General features: G+C 63.6%; 15 protein-coding genes. All 15 read left to right on the top strand.

The window, feature by feature from the left end; genetic code table 11:
• Positions 1 to 313: 313 nt before the first annotated feature.
• The 15 genes from AS93_RS0104240 to AS93_RS0104170 all read left to right on the top strand — a co-directional run bounded on the left by AS93_RS0104240 (position 314) and on the right by AS93_RS0104170 (position 16,099).
• Positions 314 to 964, top strand: coding sequence for a bifunctional 4-hydroxy-2-oxoglutarate aldolase/2-dehydro-3-deoxy-phosphogluconate aldolase (locus AS93_RS0104240; RefSeq protein WP_027589446.1), 651 nt, complete (start codon positions 314 to 316; stop codon positions 962 to 964).
• A complete protein-coding gene (locus AS93_RS0104235) occupies positions 961 to 1,401 on the top strand; it encodes a thioesterase family protein (RefSeq protein ID WP_027589445.1) in 441 nt (146 codons plus the stop codon). The genes AS93_RS0104240 and AS93_RS0104235 overlap by 4 nt, the downstream gene beginning before the upstream one ends.
• Positions 1,402 to 1,531: 130 nt before the next feature.
• On the top strand, positions 1,532 to 2,503 hold the full coding sequence (locus AS93_RS0104230; protein ID WP_027589444.1) for a tRNA-dihydrouridine synthase: 972 nt from the start codon (positions 1,532 to 1,534) through the stop codon (positions 2,501 to 2,503).
• A gap of 179 nt (positions 2,504 to 2,682) precedes the next feature.
• Positions 2,683 to 4,347: a sulfatase-like hydrolase/transferase gene (locus tag AS93_RS0104225; RefSeq protein ID WP_027589443.1), complete on the top strand. Its 1,665-nt coding sequence runs from the start codon at positions 2,683 to 2,685 to the stop codon at positions 4,345 to 4,347.
• A gap of 295 nt (positions 4,348 to 4,642) precedes the next feature.
• A complete protein-coding gene (gene flgB, locus AS93_RS0104220) occupies positions 4,643 to 5,044 on the top strand; it encodes a flagellar basal body rod protein FlgB (protein ID WP_027589442.1) in 402 nt (133 codons plus the stop codon).
• 3 nt (positions 5,045 to 5,047) lie between these two features.
• A complete protein-coding gene (gene flgC / locus AS93_RS0104215; protein ID WP_027589441.1) occupies positions 5,048 to 5,491 on the top strand; it encodes a flagellar basal body rod protein FlgC in 444 nt (147 codons plus the stop codon).
• Between the two features lie 11 nt (positions 5,492 to 5,502).
• Complete coding sequence (locus tag AS93_RS0104210) at positions 5,503 to 6,180, top strand: flagellar hook assembly protein FlgD (protein WP_027589440.1); 678 nt, start codon at positions 5,503 to 5,505, stop codon at positions 6,178 to 6,180.
• 24 nt (positions 6,181 to 6,204) lie between these two features.
• Positions 6,205 to 7,500, top strand: a complete 1,296-nt coding sequence (gene flgE, locus AS93_RS0104205) for a flagellar hook protein FlgE (protein ID WP_027589439.1) — start codon at positions 6,205 to 6,207, stop codon at positions 7,498 to 7,500.
• A 279-nt stretch (positions 7,501 to 7,779) separates the two neighbouring features.
• A complete protein-coding gene (locus AS93_RS0104200) occupies positions 7,780 to 8,517 on the top strand; it encodes a flagellar basal body rod protein FlgF (protein WP_027589438.1) in 738 nt (245 codons plus the stop codon).
• A gap of 42 nt (positions 8,518 to 8,559) precedes the next feature.
• Positions 8,560 to 9,345 (top strand): flagellar basal-body rod protein FlgG, encoded by a 786-nt coding sequence (flgG, locus tag AS93_RS0104195; RefSeq protein WP_027589437.1) that lies wholly within the window; start codon positions 8,560 to 8,562, stop codon positions 9,343 to 9,345.
• A gap of 37 nt (positions 9,346 to 9,382) precedes the next feature.
• Positions 9,383 to 10,072, top strand: a complete 690-nt coding sequence (gene flgH, locus AS93_RS0104190) for a flagellar basal body L-ring protein FlgH (RefSeq protein WP_027589436.1) — start codon at positions 9,383 to 9,385, stop codon at positions 10,070 to 10,072.
• Between the two features lie 197 nt (positions 10,073 to 10,269).
• Positions 10,270 to 11,370, top strand: a complete 1,101-nt coding sequence (locus tag AS93_RS0104185) for a flagellar basal body P-ring protein FlgI (protein ID WP_027589435.1) — start codon at positions 10,270 to 10,272, stop codon at positions 11,368 to 11,370.
• 10 nt (positions 11,371 to 11,380) lie between these two features.
• Entirely contained in the window at positions 11,381 to 12,478 is a 1,098-nt protein-coding gene (gene flgJ / locus AS93_RS0104180; RefSeq protein WP_027589434.1) for a flagellar assembly peptidoglycan hydrolase FlgJ, read from the top strand.
• A gap of 11 nt (positions 12,479 to 12,489) precedes the next feature.
• Positions 12,490 to 14,517 carry a flagellar hook-associated protein FlgK gene (gene flgK / locus AS93_RS0104175; RefSeq protein WP_027589433.1) on the top strand — a complete coding sequence of 676 codons (2,028 nt, stop codon included), beginning with the start codon at positions 12,490 to 12,492 and terminating at the stop codon, positions 14,515 to 14,517.
• Positions 14,518 to 14,533: 16 nt separating this feature from the next.
• Positions 14,534 to 16,099: a flagellar hook-associated protein 3 gene (locus AS93_RS0104170; protein WP_027589432.1), complete on the top strand. Its 1,566-nt coding sequence runs from the start codon at positions 14,534 to 14,536 to the stop codon at positions 16,097 to 16,099.
• Positions 16,100 to 16,128: the final 29 nt, after the last annotated feature.

Raw genomic sequence — 16,128 nt, 5'->3', positions numbered from 1 at the left:
GACACCGCCCTTTCACGGCGGTAACAGGGGTTCGAGTCCCCTAGGGGACGCCATTTTCTTGCCCGTGCTTTTTGCGGGAATCCAGGGTCGCCCATGTGGCGGCCCTTTTGTTTTTACCGCGAAAAAAACCATGGTCACGGTTGCCTCAGCGCTGTGGGGACGGAACGCGTCTGAAGGCTCGCGAATGAATTTGCACCCACAGGGGGCTGCGCCGCGATCCGCTGGCCTTGTTCGCGAAGTATTTGCGATCATGCGCGGGTCGCACGGGTAGATGCCCGGGCGACCTTTCTTTCCGTATTGCGGGGTGCGTGTCATGAGCCTGACGATGGAAGCGATTTTGCAGCAGGCCCGTCCGGTTCTGCCGGTGCTGGTGATCGAGGACGTGGGCAGTGCGCTGGCCCTGGCGCAGGCGCTGCATGCCGGTGGCATCCGGGTGCTCGAAGTCACGCTGCGCACGCCACGCGCGCTGGAGGCCGTGTCGATCATCCGCCGCGAGCTGCCGGACCTGATCGTCGGCGCCGGCACCCTGATCCATGCCGAGCAGTTTCTCGAGGCGCGCGACGCTGGCGCCCAGTTCGCTGTCAGCCCCGGTTGCACCGAGCGCCTGGCGCTGGCGGCGGAAAATGTACAGATGCCCTACCTGCCGGGGGTGCTGACACCCTCCGAAGTGCTGCTGGCGCTGGAGTACGGGTACCGCTCGCTGAAGCTGTTTCCGGCCAATGGCACCGGTAGCGTGAAGATGCTCAAGAGCCTCAAGGGGCCGTTCACCGGCATCCGTTTCTGTCCCACCGGTGGTATCAACGTCGACAACCTGCTGACCTTCCTGCGTCTGCCCAACGTGGCTTGCGTCGGCGGCACCTGGATCGCCCCGGCTGATCTGGTCAAGGCGCGTGCCTGGGACCAGATCACCCAGCTGGCCAGCGAAGCCTGCTCGCTGGCCGCCAGTCTGGACGCGCCGCGATGAAGTGGGATCTTCCCGATCCCTTCGTGCGTGAGCTGGAGGTGGTCGCTGAGGATATCGATGAGCTGGGCCATGCCAACAATGCCACCTACGTCAGGTGGATGGAGCGTTGCGCCTGGGGCCATTCGCAGCATCTCGGCCTGGACCTGGCCGCTTACCGGCGGCTGGATCGGGCCATGGCCGTGGTGCGCCACGAGGTGGACTACCTGGCCAGCGCCTATCAGGGTGAGTGGCTGTGCATGGGTACCTGGATCGTCGAATCCGACCACCGGCTGCGCATGCTGCGGCGCTTTCAGCTGGTGCGCCCGGCCGATGGCGTGACCCTGCTGCGCGCGCAGACCACCTTTGCCTGCATCGAGCTGTCCACTGGTCGCCCGCGACGCATGCCGGCCGAGTTCGTTGAGGGTTATGGTCGGGCGTTGGTGATGACACAGCCATAGGCAGCCGCCGACGAGCTCGCGGACGAGTCCGCTCCCAGAGAGCCGGTCGCGGTGCTGGACCCGCGCCAGCTCCCGCCTGCGCAATCATCCCCGTACACTACGCGCCCCTTGCGCTCCACGAGTCATACCCATGCAAATCGCCCTGGCCCCCATGGAAGGGTTGGTCGACGAACTGATGCGTGACCTGCTCACCCGGGTGGGCGGCGTCGACTGGTGCGTCACCGAATTCATCCGCGTCTGCGACCGGCTGCTGCCGGAGAGTCAGTTCCTCAAGCTGGCGCCGGAGCTGGCGCGTGGTTCGTGCACCGCGGCCGGCACGCCCATGCGTGTGCAGCTGTTGGGTTCCGATCCCGCCTGTCTCGCCGACAACGCCGCCCTCGCCTGTGAAATGGGCGCGCCGGTCATCGACCTGAACTTCGGCTGTCCGGCCAGGACGGTCAACAAGTCACGCGGGGGGGCGGTACTGCTCAAGGAGCCGGAGCTGCTCTATCGCATCCTCGAGGAGGTGCGGCGTGCGGTGCCGGCGTCGATTCCAGTGACGGCCAAGATGCGCCTGGGCTTCGATAGTCCCGACGGCGCGCTGGATTGCGCGCGTGCGCTGGTGGATGGTGGGGCCGGGCAACTGGTGGTGCATGCCCGCACCAAGGTGCAGGGCTACCGTCCGCCCGCCCACTGGGAGTGGGTGGCTCGCGTCCAGGAGGCGGTGCGCGTGCCCGTATACGCCAACGGCGAAGTCTGGACATTGGAAGACTGGCAGCGCTGCCGGGCCGTCAGCGGCGTTGAGGATGTGATGCTCGGTCGGGGCCTGGTGGCGCGGCCCGATCTGGCGCGGCAAATTGCTGCTGCCCGCGCCGGCCGTGTCGTCGAGCCCATGGGGTGGGGCGAGCTGCTGCCGCTGCTGCACGAGTTCTGGCAGCGCTCGCGCAACCGGCTCGCGCCGCGCTACGCGCCGGGGCGGCTCAAGCAGTGGCTGGGTATGCTGACGCGCGGTTACCCGGAGGCCGTGGGTCTGTTCGAGCGGATTCGCCGCGAGGAGGACTGTGACCGTATCGAGGACCTGTTGCGTGCCGAAGAGAAAGACGTCCTCCTTCGGGCGGGCTGACTTGCCGCTGCGCTATACACGACTATCGTGACAAAACGGTTACGACGCAGGTTCGCTGGTCGCATGGATGCACTCGGGTAGTACGCTGCGGGAGGGGAGGTCGTGCCGGCAAGCCGGAAGCGTGGGTGCCGCACCGGGATTCGTTGCCTGCGGATTGCCCGCGTCGCCTGGAAGCCCCCATGTCATTCCTGAAGCCTCTGCTGCTGCTCGCCTATCTTCTTTCCGGCCATGACTATTACCGGGGGCGCCTGGCCGAGCTCGAGGGGGTGGGCGCCACCGTCCTGTTTCTGGGAATGTTCGGCTTCCTGGTCGCTTGCCTGTTCCTGGCTGCCTACTGCCGGCAGGCGGTGCTGCGCTGGGGATACGCGCTGGCGCTGTTCGGCGCCGCGGTGTTCTTCGACGCCTACCACCGCGTGACCGTCGATTACCTGACCTACCCGCAGTTCGTTTCACTGCTGCATTCACATGCCTTCATCGACGAGGCGTACCACCAGTTTCGCGACAGCATCCTGCATGCCGGAGCCACCGGTGTGCTGCTGCTGCTCGGCATCGGCCTGAGGCCGGCTTCCGCGCCGGTACCTGGGTGGGTGGCGGGTGTCGCGCCCTGGGTGGGTCTGCTGCTGCTGGCCAGTGTGCTGTTCGTGCGTGCCGGTGCAGGCGCCCGTGGCCTGCCGATGATGTATACGCCGCTGGCCTATCTGGGGCTGTACAGCTATGAGGCACTGGGCGACACCGTGGGCGAGCGTCAGCCGGTCTCGCTGCCACGCAGCGGCCGGGTCGTCGATCACGACATCGTGCTGATCATCGACGAGAGCGTGTCCGGCCATTACCTGGATATCAACCACCCGCAGGGAGTGGCCAGCGGTCTGAAATCGCTGCCACCCGGGGTGAGCCTGTTCAACTACGGCTATGCCGCCTCGATCGCCAACTGCAGCGCCGACACCAATGTGACCCTGCGCTACGGTGGCACCCGTGACGACTACCTGCGCATCAATTCCACCATGCCGTCCATCTGGCAGTACGCCCGACAGGCGGGGCTGCGCACGGTCTACATCGACGCCCAGCGTACCCGCGGCGCCCTGCAGAACCTGATGACCAAGGACGAAGTGCTGGAGCTGGACGCCTTCATCCAGTACGACGACGTGCGGGTGCGCGATCGCGACATGGCGGTGGCCGACAGCCTGGTCGAGCTGCTCGGCAACGACCGGCCCGAGCTGATCCTGGTCAACAAGATGGGCGCGCATTTCCCGGTGCACGACAAGTTCCCTGACGAATTCCTGCGCTACCAGCCGGCGTTGCCGCGCGGCCGCTACCTGGACATCGGCGATACCGGCGAGCGGGACGGTTTCGATGGTCGGGCCGAGGACTGGCTGCGCTACCGCAACTCCTACCGCAACACCTTGCTGTGGAATGTCGGGGAATTCTTCTCGCGGCTGCTGGCACGGGCCGACCTGAGTCGCGCCGTGGTGTTGTATACCTCGGACCATGGCCAGGACCTGCACGAGCGCGGTAACCCGGGCCTGAATACCCATTGTGGTGGCGACCCGGTGGTGGAGGAGGGGCTGGTGCCGCTGGTTGTCCTGCAGGGCAGCAATCTGCAGACCCTGGACTGGGCGGCGGCGCTGGAAGCCAATCGCAACAATTCCAGCCACTACAACCTGTTCCCGACGCTGTTGCAGCTACTCGGCTACGAGCTGGAGGCGATACGGGTCACCTACGGCACCCCGCTGAGTCTGCACAGCGACGACGAGTTCACCTTCAATACCCGCTTCAATGCGCGCCTGGGTGCGGAGCCCGCCTGGAAGCGCATCGAGCTCGACGAGGTGGTGTCCCCGGACCTGTGACCTGACCCCGCTTTTGGCTTTTTTTGTAGGAGCGGACTTGGGCCGCGAGTTCTTTCGTGCAATCCCCAAGAGCTCGCGAATGAATTCGCTCCCACGGGTGCGCTGGCCTTCGCCCTGGCAGTCGCCTTTGCCGTCGAGCGGCAAGCGGGTGCCGCCTGCCGCGTTTCTCGCCCAGGGGTCATTGCTCTAAGTGCCTGAAATCAAAGGGTTTGTTCGGCTGGCACAGTGCTTGCTTTCCTTTGGGCAGGCAAGGCGACCGGCAACGGCGCCCGGCAAACGATTCGAGGAAGGGCACATGGCTATCAGTTTCGACAAGGCGCTGGGGATTCACGAGAAGGCCCTGAACTTCCGCGCGCAGCGGGCCGAGGTGCTGGCGAACAACATCGCCAACGCCGATACGCCGCACTACAAGGCGCGTGATCTGGAATTCTCCAGCGTGCTGGCCAGCCAGACCAGCAAGAACGGCACCTTCAACCTGAACCGCACCAGCGCCCGGCATATCGAGGGCGAGGGCGTGTCGTTCAGCGCCGAGTCGCTGCAGTACCGCACCCCGCATCACCCGTCCATCGATGGCAACACCGTGGACGCGCAGGTCGAGCAGGCCGCCTACACCAAGAACGCGGTGGATTTCCAGGCCAGCTTCACCTTCCTCAACAGCAAGTTCAAAGGCCTGATGTCGGCCATCAAGGGGGAATAAGCCATGTCGCTGACCAACGTATTCAACATCGCCGGTAGCGGCATGAGCGCTCAGAGCACCCGCCTGAACACCGTGGCGAGCAACATCGCCAACGCCGAGACCGTGTCCTCCAGCCTGGAAGAGACCTACCGCGCTCGCAAGCCGGTGTTTGCCACCGTGCTGCAGGAGCAGGTCAATCCGGCCGGCCAGTCGCTGTTTGCCGAGCAGGACGCCGCCGGTTACGGCGTGCGCGTCGCCGGCATCGTCGAGGATCAGGCCGAACTGCAGGCCCGCTACGAGCCGACCCACCCGGCGGCGGACAAGGACGGCTACGTCTACTACCCGAACGTCAATGTGGTCGAGGAAATGGCTGACATGATCTCCGCCAGCCGCGCCTTCCAGACCAACACCGAAATGATGAATACCGCCAAGACCATGCTGCAGAAGGTGCTGACCCTCGGTCAGTAAGGTGAAGGATCATGAGCACCGTTAATACCAATACCTCGCAATCCATTCTCGACCAGTACCAGCTGAAGCAGAAGCCGAGCACCACCGGCGACAGCGCCCTGGGCAAGGATTCCTTCCTGCAGTTGCTGGTCGCGCAGATGGAAAACCAGAACCCGCTGGATCCGCAGGACAACACCCAGTTCGTCGCCCAGCTGGCGCAGTTCTCCAGCCTGGAGAGCATGAACAACCTGAACTCGACGGTGGAGTCCTTCATGGGCAGCTACCAGTCGTCCCAGGCGCTGCAGGCGTCCTCCCTGGTCGGTCGCTCGGTGATTGTCGAGACCGACAAGTCGCTGGTCGACACCAGCAGCAGCCTGACCGGCAACGTGATGATGCCGGCCAATGGCAGCAACCTGACGGTCAAGGTCTATGACGACAAGGGTAACCTGGTGAAAACCCTGCCCATGGGCGACTGGAGCGCCGGTACCGTCGATTTCATCTGGGATGGCGTCAACGAGCAGGGTGAGAAAGTGCCCTCCGGCAATTACAAGTTCGTGGCGGAAGCCGAAATCGACGGCACGCCCACCGCGCTGTCCACCTTCCTGCCGGCCACCGTCAACAGCGTTACCCTGGCGGGCGGCGAAATGTACCTGAACCTTGCAGGCATGGGGCGCTTGCCGCTCTCCAGCGTCCTGACCATTGGCCAATAACCGGATTCTGAAAGGAGTTTCACCATGTCGTTCAACGTCGCCCTGAGCGGTCTGGCCGCGGCCAACAAGGATCTCGCGGTTACCGGCAACAACATCGCCAACGTCGCCACCACCGGCTTCAAGGGTTCGCGCGCCGAATTCGCCGACGTCTACTCGGCCTCCATCCTCGGCACCGGCGGCAAGGTCGCCGGTTCCGGTGTGCGCACCGCTGCCATCTCCCAGCAGTTCACCCAGGGCAATATCAACCACACCGGCAACAGCCTGGACCTGGCCATCAACGGCAATGGCTTCTTCGCGTTGAGCGCCCAGGGGCAGATGATGTACACCCGTGCCGGTGAGTTCGGTACCGACAAGGATGGCTATATCCAGAACAGCTCCGGCTTCCGCCTGCAAGGCTACGAAGTGGGTGTCGGTGGGCAGATTCTGCAGGGCAAGAAGACCGATCTGCGGGTGGATACGTCCAACGTTTCGCCCAAGGCTACCAGCATCATCAACGAAACCATCAATCTGGACTCGACCGCCTCGGTGATCGATCCTGCGGTGCATCCCTTCGATCCTGCGGACCCGAATACCTTCAACTGGTCTACTTCGGTGCCTGTGTATGACTCGCTGGGTAACGTCCATACCCTGACCCAGTACTTTGCTAAGCGCAGCGGTAATGAATGGGAAATGTTGACCCAGATCGATGGCCTGAACCCTACGGTGCCGGTAGTTCCGAACGACTTTAGTGCCATGAGCACCACTCTGACCTTCAACTCGGCCGGCACCTTGGATACGGCACTGCCGAGCCCGACCAGTATTGATCTTACCGCCTGGGAGCCGGCTGAGCTGAATCCGGCCACAGGTGCCTGGCAGTCCAACGGCTCGGTCGCCAGTGCCACCGGGGTGCATGTCGACTTTAGCAACATGACTCAATACAACGCCGTCTCCGCCGTCACCAGCCAGAACCAGGATGGTTACGCTACAGGCCAGCTCTCCGGCCTGAACATCGACGAAACCGGCAACATGTTCGCCGCCTTTACCAATGGCCAGTCCAAGCTGATCGGTCAGGTGATGCTGGTGAACTTCTCCAACCCGCAGGGTCTGAAGCCGGTCGGCGGTACCGCCTGGGTGGAAACCTATGCCTCGGGCGTACCGATCGAGGGCATGGCCAAGACCGGCACCTTCGGTGCCATCCAGGCCGGCGCGCTGGAGGAATCCAACGTCGACCTGACCGCACAGCTGGTACAGCTGATCAAGGCGCAGAGCAACTACCAGGCCAACGCCAAGACGGTCACCACCCAGACCACCGTCATGCAGACCACCATCAACATGACCTGATGGTTGCGCGAATAAGGAAACGGGAGCCTGCGGGCTCCCGTTTTTTGTTTGGCCCGATGTAGGGTGGACAGCGCTATTCCTGTCCACCATCGCGCCGGCATGGCGCGCTCGGTGGATCGGTGAAGCGCGATCCACCCTACGATGCTGCAGCCCCCAAAAAGAAGCGTCGCGGCTAAAGCCCCTCCTACAGGTCATGTGCGGTACTTCGCATCTGGCACGATGCTTGCTCCTTCTCTGGCAAAGCCCGCAAGGGCGGCAAGAACCTGCCGGAGGATTGAAGTGGACAAGATGCTTTACGTGGCGATGACCGGTGCCAGCCAGAACACTCTGGCTCAGCGCCTGCACGCCAACAATCTGGCCAACATCTCCACCAGCGGCTTTCGCCGCGACTTCGAGCAGGCGCGTTCCATGCCGGTGTTCGGCGACAGCCTGCCGGCGCGCGCCTATGCCATGACCGAGCGCCCCGCCACCGATTTCACTCCCGGAGCGTTGCAGGAAACCGGTCGCGAGCTGGATATCGCCATCGAGGGTGACGGCTGGATCGCCGTGCAGACCCCGCTTGGCGAGGAAGCCTATGTGCGCACGGCCAGCCTGAAGATCGACTCCGTGGGCATCCTGCGCGCCGGCAACGATTTGCCGGTGATGGGCAATGCCGGCCCGGTGGTGATTCCGCCGGAGCAGAAGGTCGAGATCGGCCGCGACGGCACCATCAGCGTCCGCGCGCTGGGCGAGAACCCCAATGTGATGGCCGTGGTGGACCGCATCAAGCTAGTCAATCCGGACCCCGCGAACCTGGAAAAGGGCCTCGACGGCCTGATCCACCACGCCGGCGGCCCCGTTGAGGCCGACGCCAATGTCCAGCTGGTTTCCGGTTTCGTGGAGACCAGCAACGTGAATGCCGTGGCCGAGATGACCTCCATCCTGGCCCTGTCCCGCCAGTTCGAGCTGCAAGTGAAGTTGATGCGCACCGCCGAGGAAGATGCCACGGCGATGACCAAGGTCATGCAGATCAGTTGATTCGAGACGGCGCCAGGCGGCGCCGAATGAAGGAGATTTCCAATGCTTCCGGCCCTGTGGGTAAGTAAGACCGGTCTGTCCGCCCAGGACATGAACCTGACCACCATTTCCAACAACCTGGCCAACGTCTCGACCACCGGTTTCAAGAAGGACCGTGCCGAGTTCCAGGACCTGCTCTACCAGGTTCGCCGTCAGCCGGGCGCCAATACCACCCAGGACACCGAGCTGCCCTCCGGCCTGCAACTGGGCACCGGTGTGCGCATTGTCGGCACCCAGAAGAACTTCAACCCAGGCAGCCTGCAGACCACCGACCAGCCCCTGGACATGGCCATCAACGGTCGGGGTTTCTTCCAGATCCTTACCCCGGACGGCACCGTGGCCTACACCCGCGACGGTACCTTCCACCTGAACTCCGAAGGCCAGGTGGTGACCGCCAGCGGCTATGCGCTGGAACCGGCGATTGTCGTGCCGCCGGAAACCCAGACGTTCACCGTTGGCGAGGACGGCACCGTGTCCATCACCGTTGCGGGTGACGCTGCCGTGCAGGTGATCGGCAATATCCAGACCGCCGACTTCATCAACCCGGCCGGCCTGCAGGCGGTGGGTGGCAACCTGTTCCTGGAGACCGCCGCCAGCGGCGCGCCGCAGGTCGGTCAGCCGGGCGTGAACGGCCTGGGCAGCGTGCTGCAGGAAACCCTGGAGAACTCCAACGTCAGCACCGTGGAAGAGCTGGTGAACATGATTACCACCCAGCGCGCCTACGAGATGAACTCGAAGGTGATTTCCACCGCCGACTCCATGCTGGGCTTCGTGACCCAGCAGCTGTAAGGCTTCTCGCGGTTAGCGAGTTCCAGAGGTCGTATCCATGTTCCGGCTGCTACTGTCCCTGATGTTCCTGGTCCTGCTGAGTGGTTGCATGTCGCCGCCGCCCAAGCCCGATGAGCCGTACTACGCGCCTGTGCTGCCACGTACGCCGCTCCCGGTGGAGCAGAACAACGGGGCCATCTACCAGCCGGGCTTCGGCATGAACCTGTTCGATGACCGCAAGGCGTACCGGGTCGGCGATATCATCACCATCACCCTCAATGAGAAGACCCAGGCCAGCAAGAGCGCCAACTCCCAGTTGCAGAAGGACAGCAGCGCGAGCATCGGCCTGACCTCGTTGTTCGGTGGTGCGGTCAGCACCACCAACCCGTTCACCGGAGGTCGCATGACGCTTGGCGCCGAGTACGACGCCGAGCGCGACACCAGCGGCAGCAGCAAGGCCGGGCAGAGCAACAGTCTCACGGGCTCGATCACTGTCACCGTGGCTGAGGTGCTGCCTAACGGCATCCTGGCGGTGCGTGGCGAGAAGTGGATGACCCTGAATACTGGCGAGGAGCTGGTGCGTATTGCCGGCCTGGTGCGTTCCGAGGACATCGGCACCGACAACACCGTGCCCTCGACCCGCGTGGCGGATGCGCGCATCACCTATTCCGGTACCGGCGCCTTTGCCAACACCAGCCAGCCCGGCTGGCTGGACCGCTTCTTCATGAGCCCGCTGTGGCCGTTCTGATGAGTGCGGGTAGGCGCGGCGTAGGGCTGTCAGCGCTTTCCCTGGCCGCCAACGGTACGCGCGGAGTTCACCGGGATTGGTGGACAAGAAAAACGTTGTCCACCCTATGCCTTTCTATGGCGTGGGGGTGGTCACAAGGTACGCAACAGGACGTAGGGCGGTCAGCGTTTTCCTGGCCGCCGACGGGAGTCGGCTCAATGATCAAATACCTGCTTCTCGCCCTTGGCCTGGTGGCCAGCCTGACGGCCCAGGCCGAGCGCCTCAAGGACATCGCCAGCATCCAGGGTGTGCGCAGCAACCAGCTGATCGGCTACGGCCTGGTGGTGGGCCTGAACGGCACGGGTGACCAGACCACCCAGACGCCGTTCACCCTGCAGACCTTCAACAACATGCTGACCCAGTTCGGTATCAAGGTTCCGGCCAACATCGGCAGCGTGCAGCTGAAGAACGTCGCCGCCGTGTCCATCCATGCCGACCTGCCGCCGTTCGCCAAGCCGGGCCAGACCATCGACATCACCGTGTCGTCCATCGGCAACGCCAAGAGCCTGCGTGGCGGCAGCCTGCTGCTCACGCCGCTCAAAGGGATTGACGGCAACATCTACGCCATCGCCCAGGGCAACCTGGTGGTTGGCGGCTTCGATGCCAGCGGCAACGACGGCTCGCGGATCACCGTCAACGTGCCGTCCAGCGGCCGCATCCCCTCGGGGGCTACGGTGGAGCGTGCGGTGCCGACCGCGTTCAGCCAAGGCAACAGCCTGACCCTGAACCTCAACCGTCCGGACTTCACCACCGCCAAGAACATCGTCGATCGCGTCAACGATCTGCTCGGCCCGGGCGTGGCCAACGCCATCGACGCCGCGTCGGTGCGCATCAGCGCACCGCTGGATCCCAACCAGCGCGTCGACTACATCGCCATCCTGGAAAACCTGGAGATCGATCTGGGCCAGGCCGCCGCCAAGGTCATCATCAACTCGCGCACCGGCACCATCGTCATCGGCCAGAACGTGCGCGTGGCGCCGGCGGCGGTGACCCACGGCAGTCTGATGGTCAGCATCAGCGAGGACCCGATCATCAGTCAGCCGGCGCCGTTCTCCGAAGGCGAAACCGTGGTGGTGCCCAACTCGCGCATCAAGGCCGAGCAGGAGCGCAACCCCATGTTCAAGTTCGCTCCGGGCACCACGCTGGATGAGATCGTTCGTGCCGTGAACCAGGTGGGCGCGGCGCCCAGCGACCTGATGGCCATTCTCGAAGCCCTCAAGCAGGCCGGCGCGCTGCAGGCCGAGCTGATCGTGATCTGACGGAGGCGCCATGAAGTCCCGAGTGCCCGGGGTTGGGGACAGCGGTGCCTACACCGACCTCAACCGCCTCAACCAGCTGAAGACCGGCAAGGATCGCGACAGCGAAGCCAACGTGCGCAAGGTCGCGCAGGAGTTCGAGTCGCTGTTCGTCAACGAGATGTTCAAGGCCATGCGCAGCGCCAACCAGGCGCTGACTGGCGACAGCTTCCTGAACACCGAAACCACCAAGCACTACCAGCAGATGCACGATCAGCAGCTGGCAGTGACCCTGTCCCGCGAGGGCGGCGGCATCGGCCTGGCCGATGTATTGGTGCGCCAGATGACCGAGCGCAAGGGTAGCCATCGGCCCAATCCGTTCGCCACGCCGGATCAGGCGGTGCTGGGCCAGGTTGCGACCCCACTGGATGCGGCTGCTGCGACAGAGGTCGAAGCCGTGCGCGACGACCGCGCCGCCCTGCGTGCCCGACGCCTGACCCATCTGCCGGTGACGGTCAGTGCCCGCCGCGAAAACCCGCCAAACGTGTCCGCCGCGCCCATCGACGCCGCGCAGGATGGCAAGCCGCTGGTGGATCTGGGCTGGCACCCGTCGAGCGGCAATGTATTGCCGGGGCGCTTCGAGAGCCCTGAACAGTTTGCCGCGGCCCTGCTGCCGATGGCCGAGAACGCCGCCCGCCGCCTGGGCGTCGATCCGCGCTACCTGGTCGCCCAGGCCGCGCTGGAAACCGGCTGGGGCGCCTCGATCATCCAGGGCGACAACGGCAGCAGTCATAACCTGTTCGGCATCAAGGCCCACGGCGGCTGGCAGGGTGCCAGCGCCGAAACGCTGACCACCGAGTACTACAACGGCCAGCCGGTGAAAGAGAGCGCGCGTTTCCGCGCCTACGACTCCTTCGCCCAGAGCTTCGAGGACTACGTGGACTTCCTGCAGGGCAATGGCCGCTATCAAGAAGCCCTCAAGTCCGCCGATAACCCGGACAGGTTCATGAGCGAACTGCAGAAGGCCGGTTACGCCACTGACCCGCAGTACGCCAGCAAGGTCAACCAGATCGCCCGCCAGTTGCAGACCTATCAGATGGTCGCCGCCGCCGGGTCGAACAAGAACAGTTAGGGAACTGAAACATGGCAGGTTTGCTTTCCATTGGTGTATCCGGGCTGCAGGCCAGCCAGGCCCAGCTGAACACTGTTGGCCACAACATCACCAACGCGGATACCGCTGGATATTCCCGTCAGCAAGTCATGCAGAAATCCGCGGGTGGCCAGTACATCGGCCCGGCCGGCTTCATTGGCAGCGGCACCACCCTGCAGGACGTGCGTCGCATCTACAGTGGCTTCATTGATACGCAGCTGCAGAGCGCCACTTCCCTGAACGGTGACACCAAGGCGTACCTGGAGAGCATCAATCAGGTCAACTCGCTGCTGGCCGACAGCGGCACGGGCGTGAATACCGTGCTAACCGGCTTCTTCGACGCGCTGCAGAACGTGGCCAGCAAGCCGTCCGACGAGGCCTCGCGCAAGCTGTTCCTGAGCTCGGCGCAATCGCTGAGCGACCGTTTCAACTCGGTACAGACCCAGCTCAAGGATCAGTCCGGCTACCTCAATCAGCAACTGGGCACCATGGCCAACAAGGTCAACGACCTGGCCAAGACCGTCGCCGAGTTGAACCTGGCGATTCGCACCGCCGGCGCCAACGGTGGCAGCCCGAATGACCTGCTCGATGCCCGGGAGCAGGCGGTGCGTGAACTCAACGAGCTGGTGGGCGTGAAGACCGTCGACCAGGACGGCCAGTACGCCCTGTTCCTCGGTAATGGCCAGCCCCTGGTGATCGGCAATACCGCCAACCGGCTGGTGGCCGAGCCCAGCCAGGATGACCCGTCGCGCACTGCACTGATCTTCCAGACACCCACCTCGCGCATGGACGTCAGCAACGTGCTCACGGGCGGTTCCATCGGTGGTTTGCTGCGCTACCGCAGCGAAGTCCTGGACCCGGCCATGAACGAGCTGGGCCGCCTGTCTCTGGTGGTGGCCGACCGCGTCAACCAGCAGCTGGCTCAGGGCCTGGACCTGAATGGCAATTTCGGCGCCACGCTGTTTGGCAATATCAACGATCCGGCACTGCTGGGGCAGCGGAGTATTGCCCAGGCGGGGAATGAGGGTAACGGCAACTTTAACGTCACCATTACCGACAGTAGCCAGCTGAGCATTTACGACTACGAAGTGCGTTTCACCAGTCCCACGGAATTTAGTGTCGTGCGTTCGGACGGTGAGTCGATGGGCACCTTCCTTACCACTGATGCCCCTGAAATTGACGGCTTCACCATGGACTTCGCCGCAGGCGGTACCGCCATGGCTGAAGGCGATCGCTTCACGCTGATCCCCACCCGCAACGCCGCCGGTGACGTGAATGTGGCGCTCACCGAGCACAAGCGCCTGGGCTTTGCCGCGCCGCTGAACGGCACCGCTTCCACTGGTAACTACGGCACTGGCGCGATCACTCAGCCGGAGCTGAACACCCATCTGGATATCTATGCCACGCCCGCAGACCTGGCTGCCCAGCAGGACGCGGTGAAAGGCGCGATGCCGGTCAAGCTGGTGTTTGGTGAGGTGACCACGGACCCGGCGACCGGGGTGAAGACTCAGTCTTACACCCTGTACAGCGCAACAGGCACCGCGATCGGAGCGCCGGGCACCTTCATTCCCGGCCAGTCCAAGGAGCTGTCGTTCACCCTGGGCACCGCCCCGAACACCGTCGAATTCACCACCACGGCCAGCGGTTCGCCGGCCAAAGGTGACAGCTTCACCATCGCCTTCAACCGCGACGGCCAGTCGGACAACCGCAACGCGCTGAAGCTGCAGGACCTGCAAAACGCCCAGACCGTCGGCGTTACCGGCGGCAAGGGCGCCAGCTTCACCACTGCATACGGATCGCTGGTTCAGCAAGTGGGCGCCAAGACCGCCCAAGCCAAGGCTGACAACGGCGCCACCGAGGCGATCCTGACCCAGGCCAGCGCCACGCGCGAGTCGCTGTCCGGCGTGAACCTGGACGAAGAGGCGGCCAACCTGATCAAGTTCCAGCAGTACTACACCGCCTCCTCGCAGATCATCAAGGCGGCCCAGGAAACCTTCAACACGCTGCTCAGCGCTCTCTAAGGTCAGGTAGACGACTATGCGACTGTCGACGAATCAGGTCTTCAACTCCCACGTCTCCAGCTACAACAAGGGCTACGCGGAGCTGGCCAAGACTCACCAGCAACTCACCACCGGCGTGCGCATCCAGACCCCGGCTGACGACCCGGTAGGTTCGGCACGTCTGTTGCAGCTGGAACAGCAGGCCAACCTGTTGGGCCAGTACAAGGCCAACATGACCGATGCCACCAATTCCTTGACCCAGGAAGAAAGCATTCTCAAATCGATGATCAACGTGGCGCAGCGCGCCCGTGATCTGGCTGGGCATGCGGGTAACGGCTCCTATGGCGACCATGAACGCGAAGCGATAGCGGCTGAGCTGAAGCAGATCGAAAATGAACTGTTCGGCCTGATGAACAGCAAGAACGCCAGCGGCGAGTACTGGTTCAGCGGCAGTCAGAGCGGTATCCAGCCCTACGTACGCAACGCAGACGGCACCTACAGCTATCAGGGTGATCACAGCCAGCAGTATCTGCAGGTGGCTACCGGCACACAGATCAGTATTAGCGACAACGGCTTTGATGCGTTCGAGAGTGCGAAGAACGTCAGTCGTACAAGTACGAACTACACCGGCGCGCCGGGTGATCAGCGTCTGCACCTTTCCCAGGGCACTGTGGCCAACCAACGCGATTTCGACAACGACTTCCGGGCGGGTGCGCCCTACACGCTGGACATCATCGCCAACGCCGATGGCAGCCTGGGTTACACCGTCAGCAGCGGCACGCCCGCCAGCGTGGTCGATTCCGGCAGCTACGACCCGACGCTGGAGAACCCAAAGATCAACTTCCGCGGTGTGGAGTTCACTCTGGACCCCATGCTCAAAGACGGTGAGTCGGCCAGCGACTATGCGACTCTGCTGGCCGGGCAGACCTTCGAAATTGGTATGGCGCCGGATCGTTTTGCGGTGGTGGGTGGTAATGGCACGGCTTATATCAGCGGCTCGGCAGTGGATGATGCCGATAAATATGCCCAGGCCTTTCCCACAGCAGGTCTTACCCTGGAGTTCGATGACGCCAGCGGTGTATTTATCGCAAAGTCTCCGGACGGAACGCCCTACCCTGGTGGTGTGAATTACACTCCCGGCACCGGCGAAATCGAGATTCCCGACCTTGGCGTTACATTCACCCTCGCAGGAGCGCCTGTTGGTGATTTTCAGCTCAAAGTCAACGCCAGCTCCCAGGAAACCCAGAACATCCTCAACACCGTGGCCCAACTGCGCCAGGCACTTGAAAAGCCGGCTGATGGTTTGCCGGACGGAAACCTGCGCATCCGCGAAGCCATCGCCACCGCCCTGGGCAACATCGACAGCGGCATGAAGCAGATCGAAAGCACCCAGGCCCACATCGGCGCCCGCCTCAATAGCATCGACACCCTGAAGCTCGAAAACGAAAGCCTGGAAGTCTACAACGCCGAAACCCAGTCGCTGATCCGTGACACCGATATCGCCGAGGCGACTTCCCGGCTGGTTCTGCAACAGACAAAGCTTGAAGCGGCGCAGGCGGCATTTGTTCGGGTGAGTCAGTTGAGTTTGTTTGAGCGGATGTAACGGCAGGACGCAAAGAGACGGCGCGCCGC

It is taken from the genome of Pseudomonas sp. RL, assembly GCF_000647775.1.
GTDB lineage: Bacteria > Pseudomonadota > Gammaproteobacteria > Pseudomonadales > Pseudomonadaceae > Serpens > Serpens flexibilis.
This window is presented reverse-complemented; position numbering and strand designations above follow the sequence as displayed.